The sequence below is a fragment of the uncultured Pseudokineococcus sp. genome (assembly GCF_947499845.1).
GTDB lineage: Bacteria > Actinomycetota > Actinomycetes > Actinomycetales > Quadrisphaeraceae > Pseudokineococcus.
This window is the reverse complement of sequence record NZ_CANMPM010000011.1, coordinates 57,453-71,317: the sequence shown is the minus strand read 5'-3', so window position 1 is coordinate 71,317 and position 13,865 is coordinate 57,453. Positions and strand designations below refer to the sequence as shown.

Genomic DNA, 13,865 nt, shown 5'->3' with positions numbered 1-13,865 from the left:
CGGGTCCTTTCCGTGCGCGCGGGTCGGGTGCCCCGACCCCAGCACCGCGCGGCCGGGGTCGCACGCCCAGCGGTCCCCACCTCGGGCGACGACGCGGGCGGCGGCGTCTGGGACCCTCCTCCCGTGCCCGCCGACGTCCTGCGCATCACGACCCGCAACGCCCGCTTCCAGCAGTGGGAGGCGCTGCGCGGCAACCGCTCGAAGCGCCACCGCGCCGGGGAGATGCTCGTCCAGGGCGTGCGGCCCATCACCGTCGCCGTGGAGCGGGAGTGGCCGCTGGCCGCCGTCCTCGCGCCGCTGGACCGGCGGCTGTCCCCCTGGGCGCAGGACGTCTGGGACCGCGCCGACCCCGGCGCCGTCCGGGCGCGCATGGCGCCGGAGCTGCTCGCCGTCCTCGCGGAGAAGGACGCCGAGGAGGGCGAGGACGGCGTCGAGCTCGTCCTCGTGGCGCGCACGGCGCCCGACGACCTCGACCGCATCCCGGTGGGCCCCGACGCGCTCGTCCTCGTGCTCGACCGGCCGGCGAGCCCCGGCAACCTCGGCTCGGCCGTGCGCTCGGCGGACGCGCTCGGGGCGGACGGCGTCGTCGTCTGCGGGCGGGCCGCGGACCCCACGGACTCCCGGGCGCTGCGGGCGTCGACGGGGTCAGCGCTGGCGCTGCCCGTCGTCGCGGCACCCGCCCCCGCGGACGTGCTGGCGTGGGTGGCGCGCCACCGCGAGCGCGGCGTCCCCCTCCGCGTCGTCGGCACCGACGAGGCCGCGCCCGACGACGACCGCGGCGCCGACCTCGACGCGCTCGACCTCACCGGCCCCGTCGTCCTCGTCGTCGGCACCGAGGCCACGGGGATGAGCGCCGCGTGGCGCCGGGCCTGCGACCACGTCGCGGCCATCCCCATCGGCGGCGCGGCGTCCTCGCTCAACGCCGCCGCGTCCGCGGGCGTCGCGCTGTACGAGGTGGCGCGCCAGCGCGGGTTCCCGCGGCGGCGCTGAGAACCGCCCCGCACCCGGCGAGATGGAGCCTGTGGTCACCCGGAGGCCCGGGTCGTGACCACAGCCTCAATCTCGACGACCCGCGACATCGAGGCTGCAGCCAGACCAGGCGTCCGTGGTGGCTGCAGCCTCGATGTCGCCGCCGGGTGACGCCCGGTCGACGTCTCAGCCGCGCAGCGCCTCGACGATCCGGCGGCGGGCCTGCGCGCCGCTGCGGGTCGGCAGGAGGGGGTACACGTGCAGCCCGCCCTCGTGCTCGAGGAGGGTGACGTCGACGCCCGCCGCGCGGGCCCTCTCCGCCAGCAGGTGGGCGTCGGGGTTGAGGATGTCGCGTGTCCCCGTGAGCAGGAGCATCGGCCCGAGCCCGGCCATGTCGCCCTCCAGCGGGCTGACGCGCGGGTCGCGCAGCCGCAGGTCGCCCGCCCAGGCCTGGGCCAGCCAGCGCACGCCGTCCACGCCGAGCCAGGGGTCGGAGGGCGCGACGTCGGGGATCCGCGGGTTCGCGACGGTGAGGTCGAGCGCCGGGGAGACGAGCACCGTCCGCAGGCCCCGGCCCCCCCGGTCGCGCAGGTGCAGGGCCGTCGACAAGGCGATCTGGCCGCCCGCGGAGTCGCCGGCCAGGACGACCTCGTCCCCCGCGGCGGACAGGCGCTCGACCAGCCCCGCGGCGAGGTCGACGGCCTCCCGCGCGCTGCCGTGGGGCAGCAGCCGGTAGACCGGGACGGTGACGGCCGCGCGGGCCTCGGCCGCCAGCTGGGCGACGAGGGCCCAGTGCCACCGGCTGATCTCGTGCACCCACCCGCCGCCGTGCGCGTAGAGCACGCGCACGCGGGGCGGCCCGTCCGCGGGCGCCACGGTGTGGACGGGGACGCCGGCGACGCGCGACGCCGTGACCGTGACGCCGCGACGCAGCCGCCGCGGCGGCCCGTAGGCGTGCGGCCTCACGTCGAGGGCGCGCACCTCCGCCCGCGCGGCCTCGGCGCTCGCGTAGGGCGCCGCGGCGCGGAGGAGGCGCAGGACGGCGGGCACCAGCGACTCGGGCACCACGGGCTCGGGCAGGTGCACGGACGGCTCCGGGGGTCGACGGGACGGGCGACGACGCGGCGCGCGACGACGAGGGGGACCGCCCGGGGCGGCTCCGGGCGCGGGCTGATCCTCCCCCGCAGGCGGCTGCACCGGCACCTCGCCGGCCAGACCCGGCGGTCGGGTCGTCCAGCACCCCTGCAGCGGGCGGACGGACAGGGACCGCCCGCGCCTGACCTGAGCGCTGCAGCGGGCAGCCCGCCGCGAGCCGCTCAGGCGTGCAGGTCGCGTCGCTCGTGCGCGACCACGGCCACGACGACGAGGGCGGCGGCGGCGCCGAGCAGCACGGCGAGGCCGGCACCGTCGAGCCCTCCGGTCAGCGGGCTCGACCCGACGGCCCAGGAGAAGGCCGACAGCCGCTCCGCCCACGCCAGGCCGTCGACCGTGGGTGCGAAGCCGTCGACGAGGAAGGAGACGACGCCGACGGCGCCCACCAGCCCGAGCGCCAGGGCACGGCGCCCGCCCAGCGCGCCCACGGCGAGGGCCAGCGCCAGCCCGAGGACGCCGAGGCCCACGAGCTGGAGGTGGACGGCCACCACCCCGCCGAGCGAGAGGTCCCCCTCGGCGACGAGCGCGTCCCCGACGAGCAGTCCGACGGCGGACAGGGCGGCGGCCAGGACGAGGAGCGGGACGCCCGCCACCAGGGCGGCGAGGACGACGCCGCGCCGCGTCGCCGGGGTGGCGAGGACGAGCGCCGTCGTCCGCTCCTCCTCGGCGCCCGCCAGCCATCCGGCACCGAGCACGCCGCCGAGGAGGAGCAGCGCGAAGGGCCCGAGGATGCTCACGTACTCGAACTCGACCCACCCGGCGAGCGTGCTCGTGCTCGCGCCGCCGAGGAGGTTGGCGACGGCGGCGGGCAGCTGGTCGGCCAGGTCGCCCAGCGACCGGCCCACCGACGGGTAGAGCGCGACGACCATGACGCCGACGACGCCGAGCGCCGCTCCCGTCCCCGCGGCCGAGCGCCACCGCTGCCGCACGTCCCACCGCGCGAGCTCACGGACCACAGCGCCGGGCCGCGGAGCACAGGCGGGCGGCGCCGTCGTGCGCGCCGGCCCGCTCACCGCGCGGCCCCCGCCCGGTGCCCGGGCGCGGCAGCCCCGTCGCCGCCCCCGCACCCCGCCGCTGCCCTCCCGTCGCCCGCGTACATCGCGAGGAACACCTCCTCCAGGTCGGCCTCCTCGACATCGAGGGACACCACCGTCGAGCGGGCGAGCTCCTTGACCAGCGCGTCGACGTGCCCCTCCACCACGGCCTCGAGGCGGCGACCGTCGACGACGACGTCGCGCACCCCCTGGAGGCGCCGGAAGGCCCCCGCGTCGGGCTCGCGATCCAGCTCGGCGCGGACCCGCCGCACCGCGACCTGCTTGAGAGCCGCCACCCGCTCGACGGCCACGAGCCGCCCCCGGCGCAGGACCGCGACGCGGTCGGCGACCCTCTCGACCTCCGAGAGCGTGTGGCTCGAGAGCAGGACCGTGCGCCCCTCGTCGGCGGTCTCGCGCAGCAGGCGCTGCACCTCCTGCTGGACGAGCGGATCGAGGCCCATCGTCGGCTCGTCGAGGACGACGAGGTCGGGACGGTGGGCCAGGGCCTGCACGAGACCGACCTTCTGCCGGTTGCCCGTGGACAGAGTCCGGAGCGGACGGTCGAGGTCGACGTCGAGCCGGCGGCACAGCTCGCCGGTCCACGCCGGGTCGACGCCGCCGCGCAGGCGGGCGAGGTGGTCGAGCGCCTGCCGCGCCGTCGCGCGCCCCCACACCGCGAGGTCGGAGGGCAGGAAGCCGAGGCGCGCCCGCACCTGCGGGCCGGCCGCCCGGGGGTCGAGGCCCAGCACCCGCACGGTCCCCGCCTCGGGCCGCACGAGGTCGAGGACGACGCGGATCGTCGTGCTCTTGCCCGCGCCGTTCGGCCCGAGGAAGCCGACGACCTCGCCCCGCTCGACGCGCAGGTCGAGGTCGAAGACACCGACGCCGCCGTAGTCCTTCGTCACCCCCCGCAGGTCGACCGCGGGGTCGGCAGCGGGATCGCGGACCACGGCGCCACCTCCGGGAGGTCCAGCGCGCCGGCGCTCTCGACGCGCCAGCGCGGGCTCCGCATGGTGCCGCACCGACACCCGCGCGACCAGGGCGGCGCGACCCGGGGGTCCGAGGGCCGGGGGCTCGGGCGGACCGACCGACGCCCCCGACCGGGTGGACCTCCGGCGCGCGGGAAGCGCCGGGGACGACGAGGGTGTTGCCGCCCGTGAACGTCACCGCGACCGGCGCCGGAGCATCCGGCGCCCGCCCCCTCGGAGGTCCCATGCCCACGCGCACCGCTCGCACCGCCTGGAACGGCGGCCTGCAGGACGGCTCCGGCCAGGTCGAGCTCTCCAGCTCGAAGGTCGGCACGTACGACGTCTCGTTCCCCAAGCGCGCGGCGGACGACGCCGGCGGCACGACGAGCCCCGAGGAGCTCATCGCCGCGGCCCACTCGGCCTGCTACGCGATGCAGCTGTCCGCCTTCATCGCCGAGGCCGGCGGCACCCCGCAGAGCCTCGAGGTCAAGGCCGACGTCTCGCTCGGCCCGGACGAGACCGCGGGCGGCTTCCGGCTCACCGGCATCGTCCTCACGGTCCGCGGCGAGGTCGACGGCCTCGACGCCACGGGCTTCGAGAACGCGGCGCAGAAGGCGAAGGCCGGCTGCCCCGTCAGCAAGGCGCTCACCGGCGTGGAGATCACCCTGGACGCCGCGCTCGAGTCCTGAGCCCCCGGCGCCACGACGACGGCCCCGACCCCTGCAGAGGGGTCGGGGCCGTCGTCGTCCCGCGTGGGACCGGCGGTAGCGCTAGCCGATGACGAAGACGACCGCCGCGAGCGCGAAGGCGACGAGGCCGAGCAGCGTCTCGAGCACCGTCCACGTCTTCAGCGTCGTCTTGACGTCCATCTCGAGGAAGCGGCCCACGAGCCAGAACCCCGAGTCGTTGACGTGGCTGAGGACGACCGAGCCGGCCGCGAGGGCGATGACGACGCCGACGAGCTGCACGGCGCTGTAGTCGCCGGCGGCGACGGCCGGCTGCACCAGGGCCGCGGCCGTCGTCAGCGCGACGGTGGCCGAGCCCTGGGCGACGCGCAGCAGCGTCGCGATGACGAACGCCGCCACGACGACGGGCAGGCCGACGTCGGAGAGGGTGTCCGACAGGGCGCCGCCGATGCCGGACGTGCGCAGCACGCCGCCGAACATCCCGCCGGCGCCGGTGATGAGGATGATCGCGCAGACCGGGCCGAGGGCGGAGTTGAGCAGGCTCTCGACGTCCTCCTTCGCGCGACCGCGGCGCGTGCCGAGGACGAGGCTCGCGAGCAGGACGGTGAGGAGCAGCGCCACGGGCGTGGAGCCGAAGACGCGCAGCACCGCGACCCAGGTGGCGCCGCCGTCGACGACGCCCGAGGTGGCCAGGGTGTTGAGGCCCGTCTCGAGGAAGATGAGCACGAGCGGCAGCAGCAGGAGCCCGACGACTGTGCCGGGCGACGGGGGGTTCGCCTCCGCCTCGTCGCTCGCCTCGCCGAGGATGCTCGGCACCGGCAGGACGAAGCGCTTGCCGACCCACAGGCCGAAGACGTAGCTCGACAGGAACCACGTCGGGATGGCGACGACGAGCCCGATGAGGAGCACGAGCCCGACGTTGGCCTCGATGAGCGCGGTGGCGGCCACGGGGCCGGGGTGCGGCGGCACGAGGACGTGCATGGCCGAGAAGGCGCCCGCCGCCGGGAGCGCGTAGCGCAGCACACCGCCGCCGAGGCGGCGCGCCACCGTGAAGACGATGGGCAGCAGCACGACGAGCCCGGCGTCGAAGAAGATCGGGAAGCCGAAGACGAGCGAGGTGATGCCGAGCGCCAGCGGTGCGCGCTGCTCGCCGAAGCGGCCGATGAGGCTGTCGGCCAGCGACTGGGCGCCGCCGCTCACCTCGACGAGGCGCCCGAGCATCGCCCCGAGCCCGACGAGGAGGGCCACGCTCGCGAGCGTGGAGCCGAACGCCGCCGTCAGGGACGAGATGAGGAACTGCGGCGGGATGCCGGTGGCGAACGCCGTCACCAGGCTGACGAGGATCAGCGCCAGGAAGGCGTGGACCCGGAACACGATGATGAGGACGAGCAGGACGGCGATCGCCGCCGCCGCGATGGCGAGCAGCGGGCCCGCCGTCAACGTCTGAGTCCAGTCGTCGATGGTCTCCACGAGCGTCCCCCTTCCACTGCCGGAGCGGGCGCGCCCGCGCCGACGTCGGCGCTGCCGGTGCGGTCGCACCGGCGGGCGCCACCCCACCACACCCGGACGCCCCTCGGCCCGCTGGCGCACGGGGCGCCGGCGGGCCGAGGGGCGGGACGAGCGGTGCGCTAGTGGACGCGCGGCTCGCTGCCGCGCGCGTCGCGGGCGACGTCGAGGCGCACCCGGGCGAGCACGTCGGGCCGCCCGAGCACGGCGCCGAGGTCCGCGAGAGCCGCCTCCGAGCCCTCGACCACCCGCTCGAGGTCGGCGGTGGGCTCGACCACGGCGGACAGCTCGACGACCAGCTTCCCGCGGTCGCGGACGAGCTTGCCGCGGGCCGCCCGGACCCCCGGGACGTCCTCGAGGGCGCCCGAGGCGGCGGACGCCGCCGCCGACCCGTCGAGGAGCAGCTCGCCGGAGGAGCCGGACCCCTCGAGGCGGACGGGCCCCACGCCGCGGTGCGTGCGGTGCGCGAGGAGCCACCACAGGGCGAGGAGCCCCAGGACGACGCCCGCGCCGAGGGCGGCACCGGACCACCACGACGCCTCGAAGGCGTCCGTGGCCGTCTGGAGCGTGAGCTCCTGGGGGGCGCGCGGCCACAGCGAGGAGAGCCAGCCGCCCCACCAGAGCACCATGCCGACGCCGAGGACGAGGAGCAGGAGCCCCGCGACGAAGGCGGCGAGGCGGTCGAGGCCGAGGACGCTGCGCTTGATCACCGGTCACCCCCCTCGACCCGGACCCGGACGGACGGCTGGCGCTCGACCGCCCGCAGCCGCTCGGCGACCGCCTGCTGGACGGCGCCGGGCACCGACGCCTCGCCTGTCGTCTGCACGCGGACGACGACCTTGCGGCGGTCGGCCGACGACCGGGCGCCGAGGACGCCGTCGACGTCGCGGGCCGCGCTGGAGGCGAGGCGCGCGAGGTCGCGCGGCTCCACCGAGACCGCGGCGCGCGAGCGGAGGCGGACCTCCGAGCGCGTGCGGCGCCCGAGGGCGACGCGGAGCGCGAGCCACAGCCCCACGAGGGCCAGGACGACACCCACCGGCACCATCCACGTGGCGGGCGCCGTGCCGCGGACGCCCTCGACGAGCACCTGCGGCCAGGCCGGCCCGCCGATCACGCCCAGCGCCACGAGCGCGTGCTGCACCAGGGCGACCGCGAGGGCGAGCAGGCACAGGGCGAGGAGGACGCCGACGACCGGCACCGCCCCCGACCCGGTCCGCTCGGGCGCGGCGCGCATCGGCTCGCGCCCGCCGCCGCCCTGCTGCTGGGGGGACTGCTGACGGGGCTGCTGGGGGCGCGTCTGCTGCGTCGTGCCGCTCATCGGACCCTCGCCTCCTGCTGCTGCCGGGGATGCCGGCGGACGACGTCGCGGACGGTGACGGTGACGGCGTCGACGCGCACGCCCGTGAGCTCGCCGAGCCGGCGCGCCACGGCGTCACGGACGCCGCCGGCGACCTGGGCGGCCGGGCGCGGCCACAGAGCGGCCACGTCGACCTGGACCCGGACGCGCGAGCCGGCCTGGTCGACCTCCACCGCGGGGTAGCCCGAGCTGAAGAGCCGACCGAGGGGGCCGGAGCCGCCGTCGTCGGGCGCGACGCCGTCGACCTCGCGCGCCGCGACGACGGCGATGCGCTGGAGGACCCGGTCGGCCACGACGAGGTGGCCGCGGTCGGCCCCGTCGTCGGAGCCGGTCGCGGACGACGGCTCGCCGGTGGAGGCTCCCGCGGCTGCCGGGGCCTCAGCCACGACCGCGGCCGCGCACCACGGCGGCCAGGTCGAGCTTGCCGTCGACGGCCGCGCCGACGACCCAGCCGACGGCGCCCAGCACGACGGCCAGGAGGAAGTAGCCGAAGCCGCCGAGGGCGGCGACCAGGGCGAGGAGCAGGCCGACGAGCAGGCCCGTCACGGCGGGGGACATGGCGACTCCGAGGGGGTGGGGGGCCGCGAGGGCCCGTCGTGCGGTGGCCCGACCGGTGGCCCGGACGGGTGCGGTGCGTGGGGCGGGTGGGGACGGCTCAGGCGCTGGGACCAGCGGGCAGAGCCGCCTGGGCCGCCTCGGCGGGATCGGCGACGTCCTCGACGACGACGTGGGCCGGCCGGTCGGCCAGCCCCGTCCACGCGGGGAGGTCCGCCAGCGCCGTCATGACGGCGGCGGACGTGACGGCCACCGGCTGCCCGAGGGCGGCGACGACGTGGACCTCCACCTCGTCCTCGGAGATGCGCACGCCCGCGACCCGGCGACCGGGCAGATACGTGCCCACCTCGCCGAAGGGGCCGGCGTGCAGGGAGACGACCCCGGGCGCCGCGACCACGGCGTCGCGCACGACCTCCGCGACGTCGCGCTCGGGATCGGGGGCGCCCGGGGCGGAGCTCACTGGACCCGCGAGGGGGCGGGCTCGGCGTCGTCGGCGTCGTCCTCCTCGTTCGGGAGGTGCACGTCGTTGACGTCGATGTTGACCTCCGTCACCTTCAGGCCCGTCATGCGCTCCACGGAGCCGATGACGTTGCGGCGCACGCCGGCGGCGAGGTCGGCGATGGCGACGCCGTACTCGGCGATGAGGTCGATGTCGACGGCGGCCTCGCGCTCGCCGACCTCGACGGCCACGCCCTGGCTGTGGTTGGTGCGGCCGCCCGGGATGCGCTCCCGGATGCTGCCGATGGCGCGGGCCGCGCCGCCGCCGAGCGCGTGCACCCCCGTGACCTCCTTGGCGGCCAGGCCGGCGATCTTCGCGACGACGCCGTCGGCGATCGAGGTGCGGCCCTGGCTCGTGACGAGGGCGCTGGGCGAGGCCGCACCCTGCGCGGAGGTGGTGGTGCTCGTCGACGACGTGCTGCGCTCGGGCGACTTCTCGCTCATGTCGGGCTCCTGCTCCCCGCGGCGCACCGCGGACGTGTTTACATCGTATGGACCCTGTCTCGAAGGACGGTAGACCCGCTCTCAGGGGCGCGCGAGCCGAGCCCGCTCCCCGATGCGCTCGAGGAGGTCCTCGAGGCCGTGGGCGAACTCCTCGTCGAGGTCCTCGACGGCCAGGCGGGGCGCGAGCCGCTGCAGCTCGGGGTAGGCCGAGAGGTCGACGTCGGGCGGCGGCGGGCCGGTCGGCTCCGTCGGCACCGGGTCGACGCCCTTCGCCGACACCTCGAGCAGCAGGTGGCCGACGAGGAAGGACGCGAAGGCGCGGTAGGCGTAGATGGCGCCGTCCTCGGAGAAGCCGCGGGACTGCAGACCGGTGAGGAACCCCTCGACCCAGCGCAGGCTCCGCAGCGGCGGGCGCACCCAGGGCGCCGCGGGCGGGCGCGTGGCGATGAGCGGGAAGAGCTGCGGGTGCTGGCGGGCGACCCGCCGGACGCCGTCGGCGACGCGGCGCAGGAAGTCCGCCCAGTCGTCGCCCTCCTGCAGGAGGACGGCCGGGTCGGCGTAGAGCTGGTCCATCACGCGGTCGACGAGGCCGTCGAGCAGCGCGTCCCGGCTGCGCACGTACCGGTAGATCGCCATCGCCTCGACCTGCAGCGAGGCGCCCAGCCGGCGCATCGAGAGCTGGGCGAGGCCGCCGCGGTCGACGAGCTCGAGCGCCGCGTCGAGGACGGCGGCGCGCGAGAGCCCGGGGCGACGGCGGGTGGCCCCCGCGCGCTCCCCCGTCGGCTCGCCGTCGACCACCGCTCCTCCTCCGGGTGCTGGTGCTGGTGCTCCTGGGACGTCGGCCCGCGCGCCGTCGCCCGACCGCGTCGGGGAGGCTGCGTGCTCCGGGCGCCGATCGTCCTCCCCCGCGCGCGCCCGCGCCCGTCGGCGGTGATGATCGTCGGGACCGGGTGACGCCCGGACGGGGGCGGCGCGGACGACCAGCAGAGGACGACGAGGAGGCACCGTGGCGCCACCGACCACCGGGGGCCGTGACGAGGTCGCCACCCCCGGGGCCGACGAGCCCGCCGACGCGACACCCGACCGGGACACCGACCGTGACACCGACCGGGCCACGACGGCCGTCGACGTCGACGGCCGCGAGGTCGGGCGGGTCCTCGCGGTCTTCGAGGACGACCACACCGGCCGCGCCGAGCTGGCGCTCGTGGCGCTGCCCGACGGCGAGCGCCTCGTGCCGCTGGTCGGCTCCCGCACCGAGGGCGCGCGCCTGCACCTCGCCGTCACGGTCGCAGCGGTCGAGGCCTCCCCCGTCGCGGGCGACGTCGAGCACGTGGGGCCCGACGACGTCCTGGCCGTCTACCGGCACCACGGCCTCTCGCCCGCCGACGACACCGCGGCCGGCGCGGCGCCGGGCGCCGACGGCTGACGCCTCCGCGGCGGGCCCGCCGTCGCAGCCCTCAGGGACGGGCCGTGCGGCGCAGCCGCACCGGCCCCCGCGCCGTCGAGGGGTCGACCACGCTGCCGCGCTGGGTGACCTCCACCTCGCCCGCGGCGGCCAGGCGGCGGGCGGCGGCGCGCGCGGGCTCCATGAGCGGCCGCCAGTCCTCCCCGCCGACGGCGCGCGCGGCCTCCGAGGGGCAGATCGTCGCCCCCGGCGCCCGCGCGTCGAGCAGCCGCAGGACGGCCGCCTCGAGGTCGCGGCCCACCGGGTCCGCCCCCGCGCGGCGGCAGCGCTGGGAGCAGTAGCGGACGTCGTCCCAGTCGCGCTCCCACGCCTTGCGCCACGTGATGGTGCGCCCACACGCCGCGCAGGGCTTCGTGGGCAGGGCGTCGCGCGCCGACCCCCGCCCGCTGCGGCTCGTGCTGCGGCTCACGGCGCCACCGGGCGCCTCACCCGCGGCCGGGCGCGGACCGCACCCACGCCGAGAAGGAGCGCAGGGACCTCGAGCCGGGGCGGCGCAGCCACGGCCACGGGTGGAGCGCGACGACGTCGAGCCGCGCCGAGCGGCGCTTCCAGCCGGGCGCGAAGGTCCACGTCGTCGCGAGCGGGCGCCCCGCCAGCTCCTCGACGGGGTCGCCGAGGTGCACCTGAGCGCCGAGCTCGGCGAGGGTCTCGACGAGGAAGACCAGGCGCTTGCCCGACAGCCGCAGGCGGGCGAGCAGGGGCTCGTCGAGGACGAAGACGGCCGGCAGGTCGGGGTGGGCGGCGAGCGCGGGGTCGGCGTCGCCGAGCGACTCGGCCGTGAGCCACACGGCCTCGGGCTCGCCGGTGACCTCGGGACGCCGCGGTCCGGCGTCGGTCGGGCCGCCGGACAGGCCGGGCGGGCCCTCGAGGCGTGCCCCCGACTGCGCCTCCGGCCAGTCCTGCACGGGGCAGGCGTCGCGCAGGGCGCACGAGCGGCACAGCTGCGGCGCCCGCTTCTCCACCTGCCAGCGGCTGAACCCGTAGACCTTCCCCGTGGCCGTGCCGGCGGTCCACTGCCACCCGAGGCCGTTGGCGAAGGGCGAGCCGTCGAGGAGGTGTCGGTACATCTCGTCACGACCGTCGCGCCAGTCCGCGCCGGCGCGCACCGCCCACTGCGAGGCCATCCACATGCGGGTCTGGTTGACGAGCCAGCCCTGCTCGTGGAGCTCGCCCGTCGTCGCGGCCATGCACGCCATCCGCTCGGGCCACGGGTCCCGCTGCAGGCCCGCGTCGGCGGGCGGGGCGCCCGGCGCGGGGACGGGCGACCCGGCGCGCAGCGGCTCGCGCAGCTCGCGGCCCACCCGGGCGTAGAGGTGGCGGCTGTACTCCTGCCACTGCAGCTCGTCGCGGAAGCGCTGGCGGTCCTTCGCCGGGGCGTCCGCCGCGGCGTCCCAGACCTCGGGCAGCGGGAGCAGCCCGTGCCGGATGTAGGGGCTCAGCCGGGTGGCGCCGCGACCGCTCTCGGGGGCGACGACGCTGCGCCGCCGCGCGTACCCGGTGAGGTCAAGCGCGGCGAGCGCCGCGTCCGCCGCGGCCTGCCCGCCGCGGGTGCTCGACGTCCCGTAGGCGGCCGGCTCGTCGCACGTGAGGTGGGACAGGTGCTCGGCGACGTAGGCGACGACGCCGTCCCGGTCGGTCGGCGGGGCGGGCAGGAGGGGCACCGCCCGATCGTCACCCGGGCGCCGTCGTCCCGCCCGCCCGGGGTCGACCCGCGGCGCGGAGGTGACGCCCCCTTCACGCCGGGAGGGCGCCCAGACGCGAAGGTGACGCCCCCTTCATCCCACGAGGGCGCCCAGACGCGAAGGTGACGCCTCCTTCACCCCGAGAGGGCGCCCAGACGCGAAGGTGACGTCTCCTTCACCCCGGGAGGACGCCCAGACGCGAAGGTGACGCCTCCTTCGCACCGGGGGCGCGGAGCTCAGGGGACGAGGCGCTCCGCGCGGTAGGCGTCGACTTGGCGCAGCAGCGCCCGCTCGGTGCTCACCCATCCCGTGTAGCCGAGGAGGCGGCTGCGGGTCATGTCGGCGACGACCTCGAAGGGGCGCCCGAGGTCGGCGTCGGTGTGCCACCAGGAGGCGACACGCGCCAGGTCGGGCTCCGCGAGGCCGTGCTCGGCGACGAGGTCGGCCCAGACGCCCTCGGCCCCGGCCATCTGCTGCTCGAGCGGCTGCGGCTCCTCCCCGGGGCCCTGCGGCTCGACGCCGAGGTGCTCGGCGAGCCGGGGCCACAGGCGGCGCCAGCGGACGACGTCGCCGTCGACGACGTTGAAGGCGGTGTCCGCCGCTCCCGGCGTCGTCGCCGCCCACAGCTGGTGGTCGGCGAGGAGGTCGGCGTCGGTGACGTCGACGACGCCGTCCCACTGCGCCCGGGAGCCGGGGAAGACGAAGGGGCGCCCGAGCCGGCGCTGGATCCCGGCGTACGCGCCCAGCGTCGCCGCCATGTTCATGGCGTTCCCGACGGCGTGGCCGACGACGGTGTGCGAGCGGTGGACGCTCCAGGAGAACCCGTGGGCGTCGGCCGCGGCGAAGAGCTGGTCCTCCTGCGCGTAGTAGAAGTTGTCGACCGGGAGCCGCTCGGCGTCCTCGAGGAAGGGCGTGTCCGGCATCTCGCCCTGGCCGTAGGCCTCGAAGGGGCCGAGGTAGTGCTTGAGGCCGGTCACGAGCGCGACGTGCCGCACCGAGCCCTGCGGGCCGAGCACGGCCAGGAGGTCGCGCACCATCCCGCCGTTGACGCGGATGTTCTCCGCCTCCGTCTCCTGCCGCGCCCAGGCGCCGACGAACACGTGGGTCGGCCGCACGTCGGCCAGCGCCTCCTCGAGCGAGGCCCGCGAGGTGAGGTCGGCGGCGACGTGCGCCGCGCGGTCGTCGGCGGGGCGGCGGCGCGAGAGCCCCGTCGTCCGCCAGCCGGCGTCGAGCAGCTGGCGCACGAGCGCCGAGCCGGTGATGCCCGTCGCCCCGACGACGAGGGCGTGCGCGCCCTCCGGAGGCGTGCGGACGGGCGTGGGCGCGCGGTCGGCGCCGGGGTCGCCGGCCCAGCGGGCGCCGAGGTCGGGCGTGGTCGTCGTCGTGGTCACGGGTCGCCCAGCGACGCCGGGCCTCCTCCTGTTCCACCCGGCTCCCACCCGGCGCGCCGCCGGACCGCGGGCCCGCCGCCGAGGCGCGGTCGAGACCGCGCGGCGCCTGGGTGACGATGGCGCCCGTGACCCAGCGCCCCCTCGAGCCGCGCAGCCCG

Annotated in this window: 17 protein-coding genes; 3 read left to right on the top strand and 14 right to left on the bottom strand. The window is 77.6% G+C overall.

Annotated features, from left to right (window positions below; all coding sequences use genetic code 11):
* Positions 1-123: 123 nt before the first annotated feature.
* Positions 124-990: a TrmH family RNA methyltransferase gene (locus Q0789_RS11600; RefSeq protein WP_298805303.1), complete on the top strand. Its 867-nt coding sequence runs from the start codon at positions 124-126 to the stop codon at positions 988-990.
* 165 nt (positions 991-1,155) lie between these two features.
* Here Q0789_RS11600 and Q0789_RS11595 read toward each other — a convergent pair whose 3' ends face one another.
* The 3 genes from Q0789_RS11595 to Q0789_RS11585 form a co-directional block, all read right to left on the bottom strand.
* Complete coding sequence (locus Q0789_RS11595; RefSeq protein WP_298805301.1) at positions 1,156-2,055, bottom strand: alpha/beta hydrolase; 900 nt, start codon at positions 2,053-2,055, stop codon at positions 1,156-1,158.
* A 230-nt stretch (positions 2,056-2,285) separates the two neighbouring features.
* A complete protein-coding gene (locus Q0789_RS11590; RefSeq protein WP_298805298.1) occupies positions 2,286-3,077 on the bottom strand; it encodes an ABC transporter permease subunit in 792 nt (263 codons plus the stop codon).
* A gap of 53 nt (positions 3,078-3,130) precedes the next feature.
* Entirely contained in the window at positions 3,131-4,105 is a 975-nt protein-coding gene (locus Q0789_RS11585; RefSeq protein ID WP_298805296.1) for an ABC transporter ATP-binding protein, read from the bottom strand.
* 263 nt (positions 4,106-4,368) lie between these two features.
* Here Q0789_RS11585 and Q0789_RS11580 point away from each other — a divergent pair, with 263 nt between their 5' ends.
* Positions 4,369-4,812 carry an OsmC family protein gene (locus tag Q0789_RS11580; RefSeq protein ID WP_298805295.1) on the top strand — a complete coding sequence of 148 codons (444 nt, stop codon included), beginning with the start codon at positions 4,369-4,371 and terminating at the stop codon, positions 4,810-4,812.
* A gap of 81 nt (positions 4,813-4,893) precedes the next feature.
* On the opposite strand, the gene Q0789_RS11575 is transcribed toward Q0789_RS11580, so the two are convergent.
* From Q0789_RS11575 to Q0789_RS11540, 8 genes are all read right to left on the bottom strand, one after another.
* Positions 4,894-6,279 (bottom strand): GntP family permease, encoded by a 1,386-nt coding sequence (locus tag Q0789_RS11575; protein WP_298805293.1) that lies wholly within the window; start codon positions 6,277-6,279, stop codon positions 4,894-4,896.
* Positions 6,280-6,437: 158 nt separating this feature from the next.
* Entirely contained in the window at positions 6,438-7,025 is a 588-nt protein-coding gene (locus Q0789_RS11570) for a hypothetical protein (protein WP_298805291.1), read from the bottom strand.
* Complete coding sequence (locus Q0789_RS11565) at positions 7,022-7,633, bottom strand: DUF6286 domain-containing protein (protein WP_298805289.1); 612 nt, start codon at positions 7,631-7,633, stop codon at positions 7,022-7,024. The genes Q0789_RS11570 and Q0789_RS11565 overlap by 4 nt, the downstream gene beginning before the upstream one ends.
* Positions 7,630-8,058: an Asp23/Gls24 family envelope stress response protein gene (locus Q0789_RS11560; protein ID WP_298805288.1), complete on the bottom strand. Its 429-nt coding sequence runs from the start codon at positions 8,056-8,058 to the stop codon at positions 7,630-7,632. Before Q0789_RS11560 ends, Q0789_RS11565 begins: the two co-directional genes overlap by 4 nt.
* Positions 8,051-8,230, bottom strand: coding sequence for a DUF2273 domain-containing protein (locus Q0789_RS11555; protein WP_171201624.1), 180 nt, complete (start codon positions 8,228-8,230; stop codon positions 8,051-8,053). The genes Q0789_RS11560 and Q0789_RS11555 overlap by 8 nt, the downstream gene beginning before the upstream one ends.
* Before the next feature lie 97 nt (positions 8,231-8,327).
* Positions 8,328-8,687, bottom strand: a complete 360-nt coding sequence (locus tag Q0789_RS11550) for a hypothetical protein (RefSeq protein WP_298805287.1) — start codon at positions 8,685-8,687, stop codon at positions 8,328-8,330.
* On the bottom strand, positions 8,684-9,169 hold the full coding sequence (locus Q0789_RS11545) for an Asp23/Gls24 family envelope stress response protein (protein ID WP_298805286.1): 486 nt from the start codon (positions 9,167-9,169) through the stop codon (positions 8,684-8,686). Before Q0789_RS11545 ends, Q0789_RS11550 begins: the two co-directional genes overlap by 4 nt.
* A gap of 81 nt (positions 9,170-9,250) precedes the next feature.
* The gene (locus tag Q0789_RS11540) at positions 9,251-9,967 is read right to left on the bottom strand and encodes a TetR/AcrR family transcriptional regulator C-terminal domain-containing protein (protein ID WP_298805285.1); all 717 of its coding nucleotides are present in this window, start codon (positions 9,965-9,967) and stop codon (positions 9,251-9,253) included.
* Positions 9,968-10,175: 208 nt separating this feature from the next.
* On the opposite strand from Q0789_RS11540, the gene Q0789_RS11535 reads away from it, so the two are divergent.
* Positions 10,176-10,595 (top strand): hypothetical protein, encoded by a 420-nt coding sequence (locus tag Q0789_RS11535; protein ID WP_298805284.1) that lies wholly within the window; start codon positions 10,176-10,178, stop codon positions 10,593-10,595.
* A 31-nt stretch (positions 10,596-10,626) separates the two neighbouring features.
* On the opposite strand, the gene Q0789_RS11530 is transcribed toward Q0789_RS11535, so the two are convergent.
* The 3 genes from Q0789_RS11530 to Q0789_RS11520 all read right to left on the bottom strand — a co-directional run bounded on the left by Q0789_RS11530 (position 10,627) and on the right by Q0789_RS11520 (position 13,707).
* On the bottom strand, positions 10,627-11,043 hold the full coding sequence (locus tag Q0789_RS11530; RefSeq protein ID WP_298805283.1) for a DUF2256 and DUF3253 domain-containing protein: 417 nt from the start codon (positions 11,041-11,043) through the stop codon (positions 10,627-10,629).
* Between the two features lie 16 nt (positions 11,044-11,059).
* Positions 11,060-12,295, bottom strand: a complete 1,236-nt coding sequence (locus Q0789_RS11525; RefSeq protein ID WP_298805282.1) for an FAD-binding domain-containing protein — start codon at positions 12,293-12,295, stop codon at positions 11,060-11,062.
* Positions 12,296-12,552: 257 nt separating this feature from the next.
* Positions 12,553-13,707, bottom strand: coding sequence for an SDR family oxidoreductase (locus Q0789_RS11520; protein WP_298805281.1), 1,155 nt, complete (start codon positions 13,705-13,707; stop codon positions 12,553-12,555).
* Positions 13,708-13,865 lie beyond the last annotated feature (158 nt).

Excerpts from the sequence above, each read along its gene's own strand:
- Q0789_RS11555 (WP_171201624.1), bottom strand. The coding sequence starts at position 8,230 with ATGTCCCCCGCCGTGACGGGCCTGCTCGTCGGCCTGCTCCTCGCCCTG.
- Q0789_RS11565 (WP_298805289.1), bottom strand. The coding sequence starts at position 7,633 with ATGAGCGGCACGACGCAGCAGACGCGCCCCCAGCAGCCCCGTCAGCAG.
- Q0789_RS11580 (WP_298805295.1), top strand. The coding sequence starts at position 4,369 with ATGCCCACGCGCACCGCTCGCACCGCCTGGAACGGCGGCCTGCAGGAC.
- Q0789_RS11545 (WP_298805286.1), bottom strand. The coding sequence starts at position 9,169 with ATGAGCGAGAAGTCGCCCGAGCGCAGCACGTCGTCGACGAGCACCACC.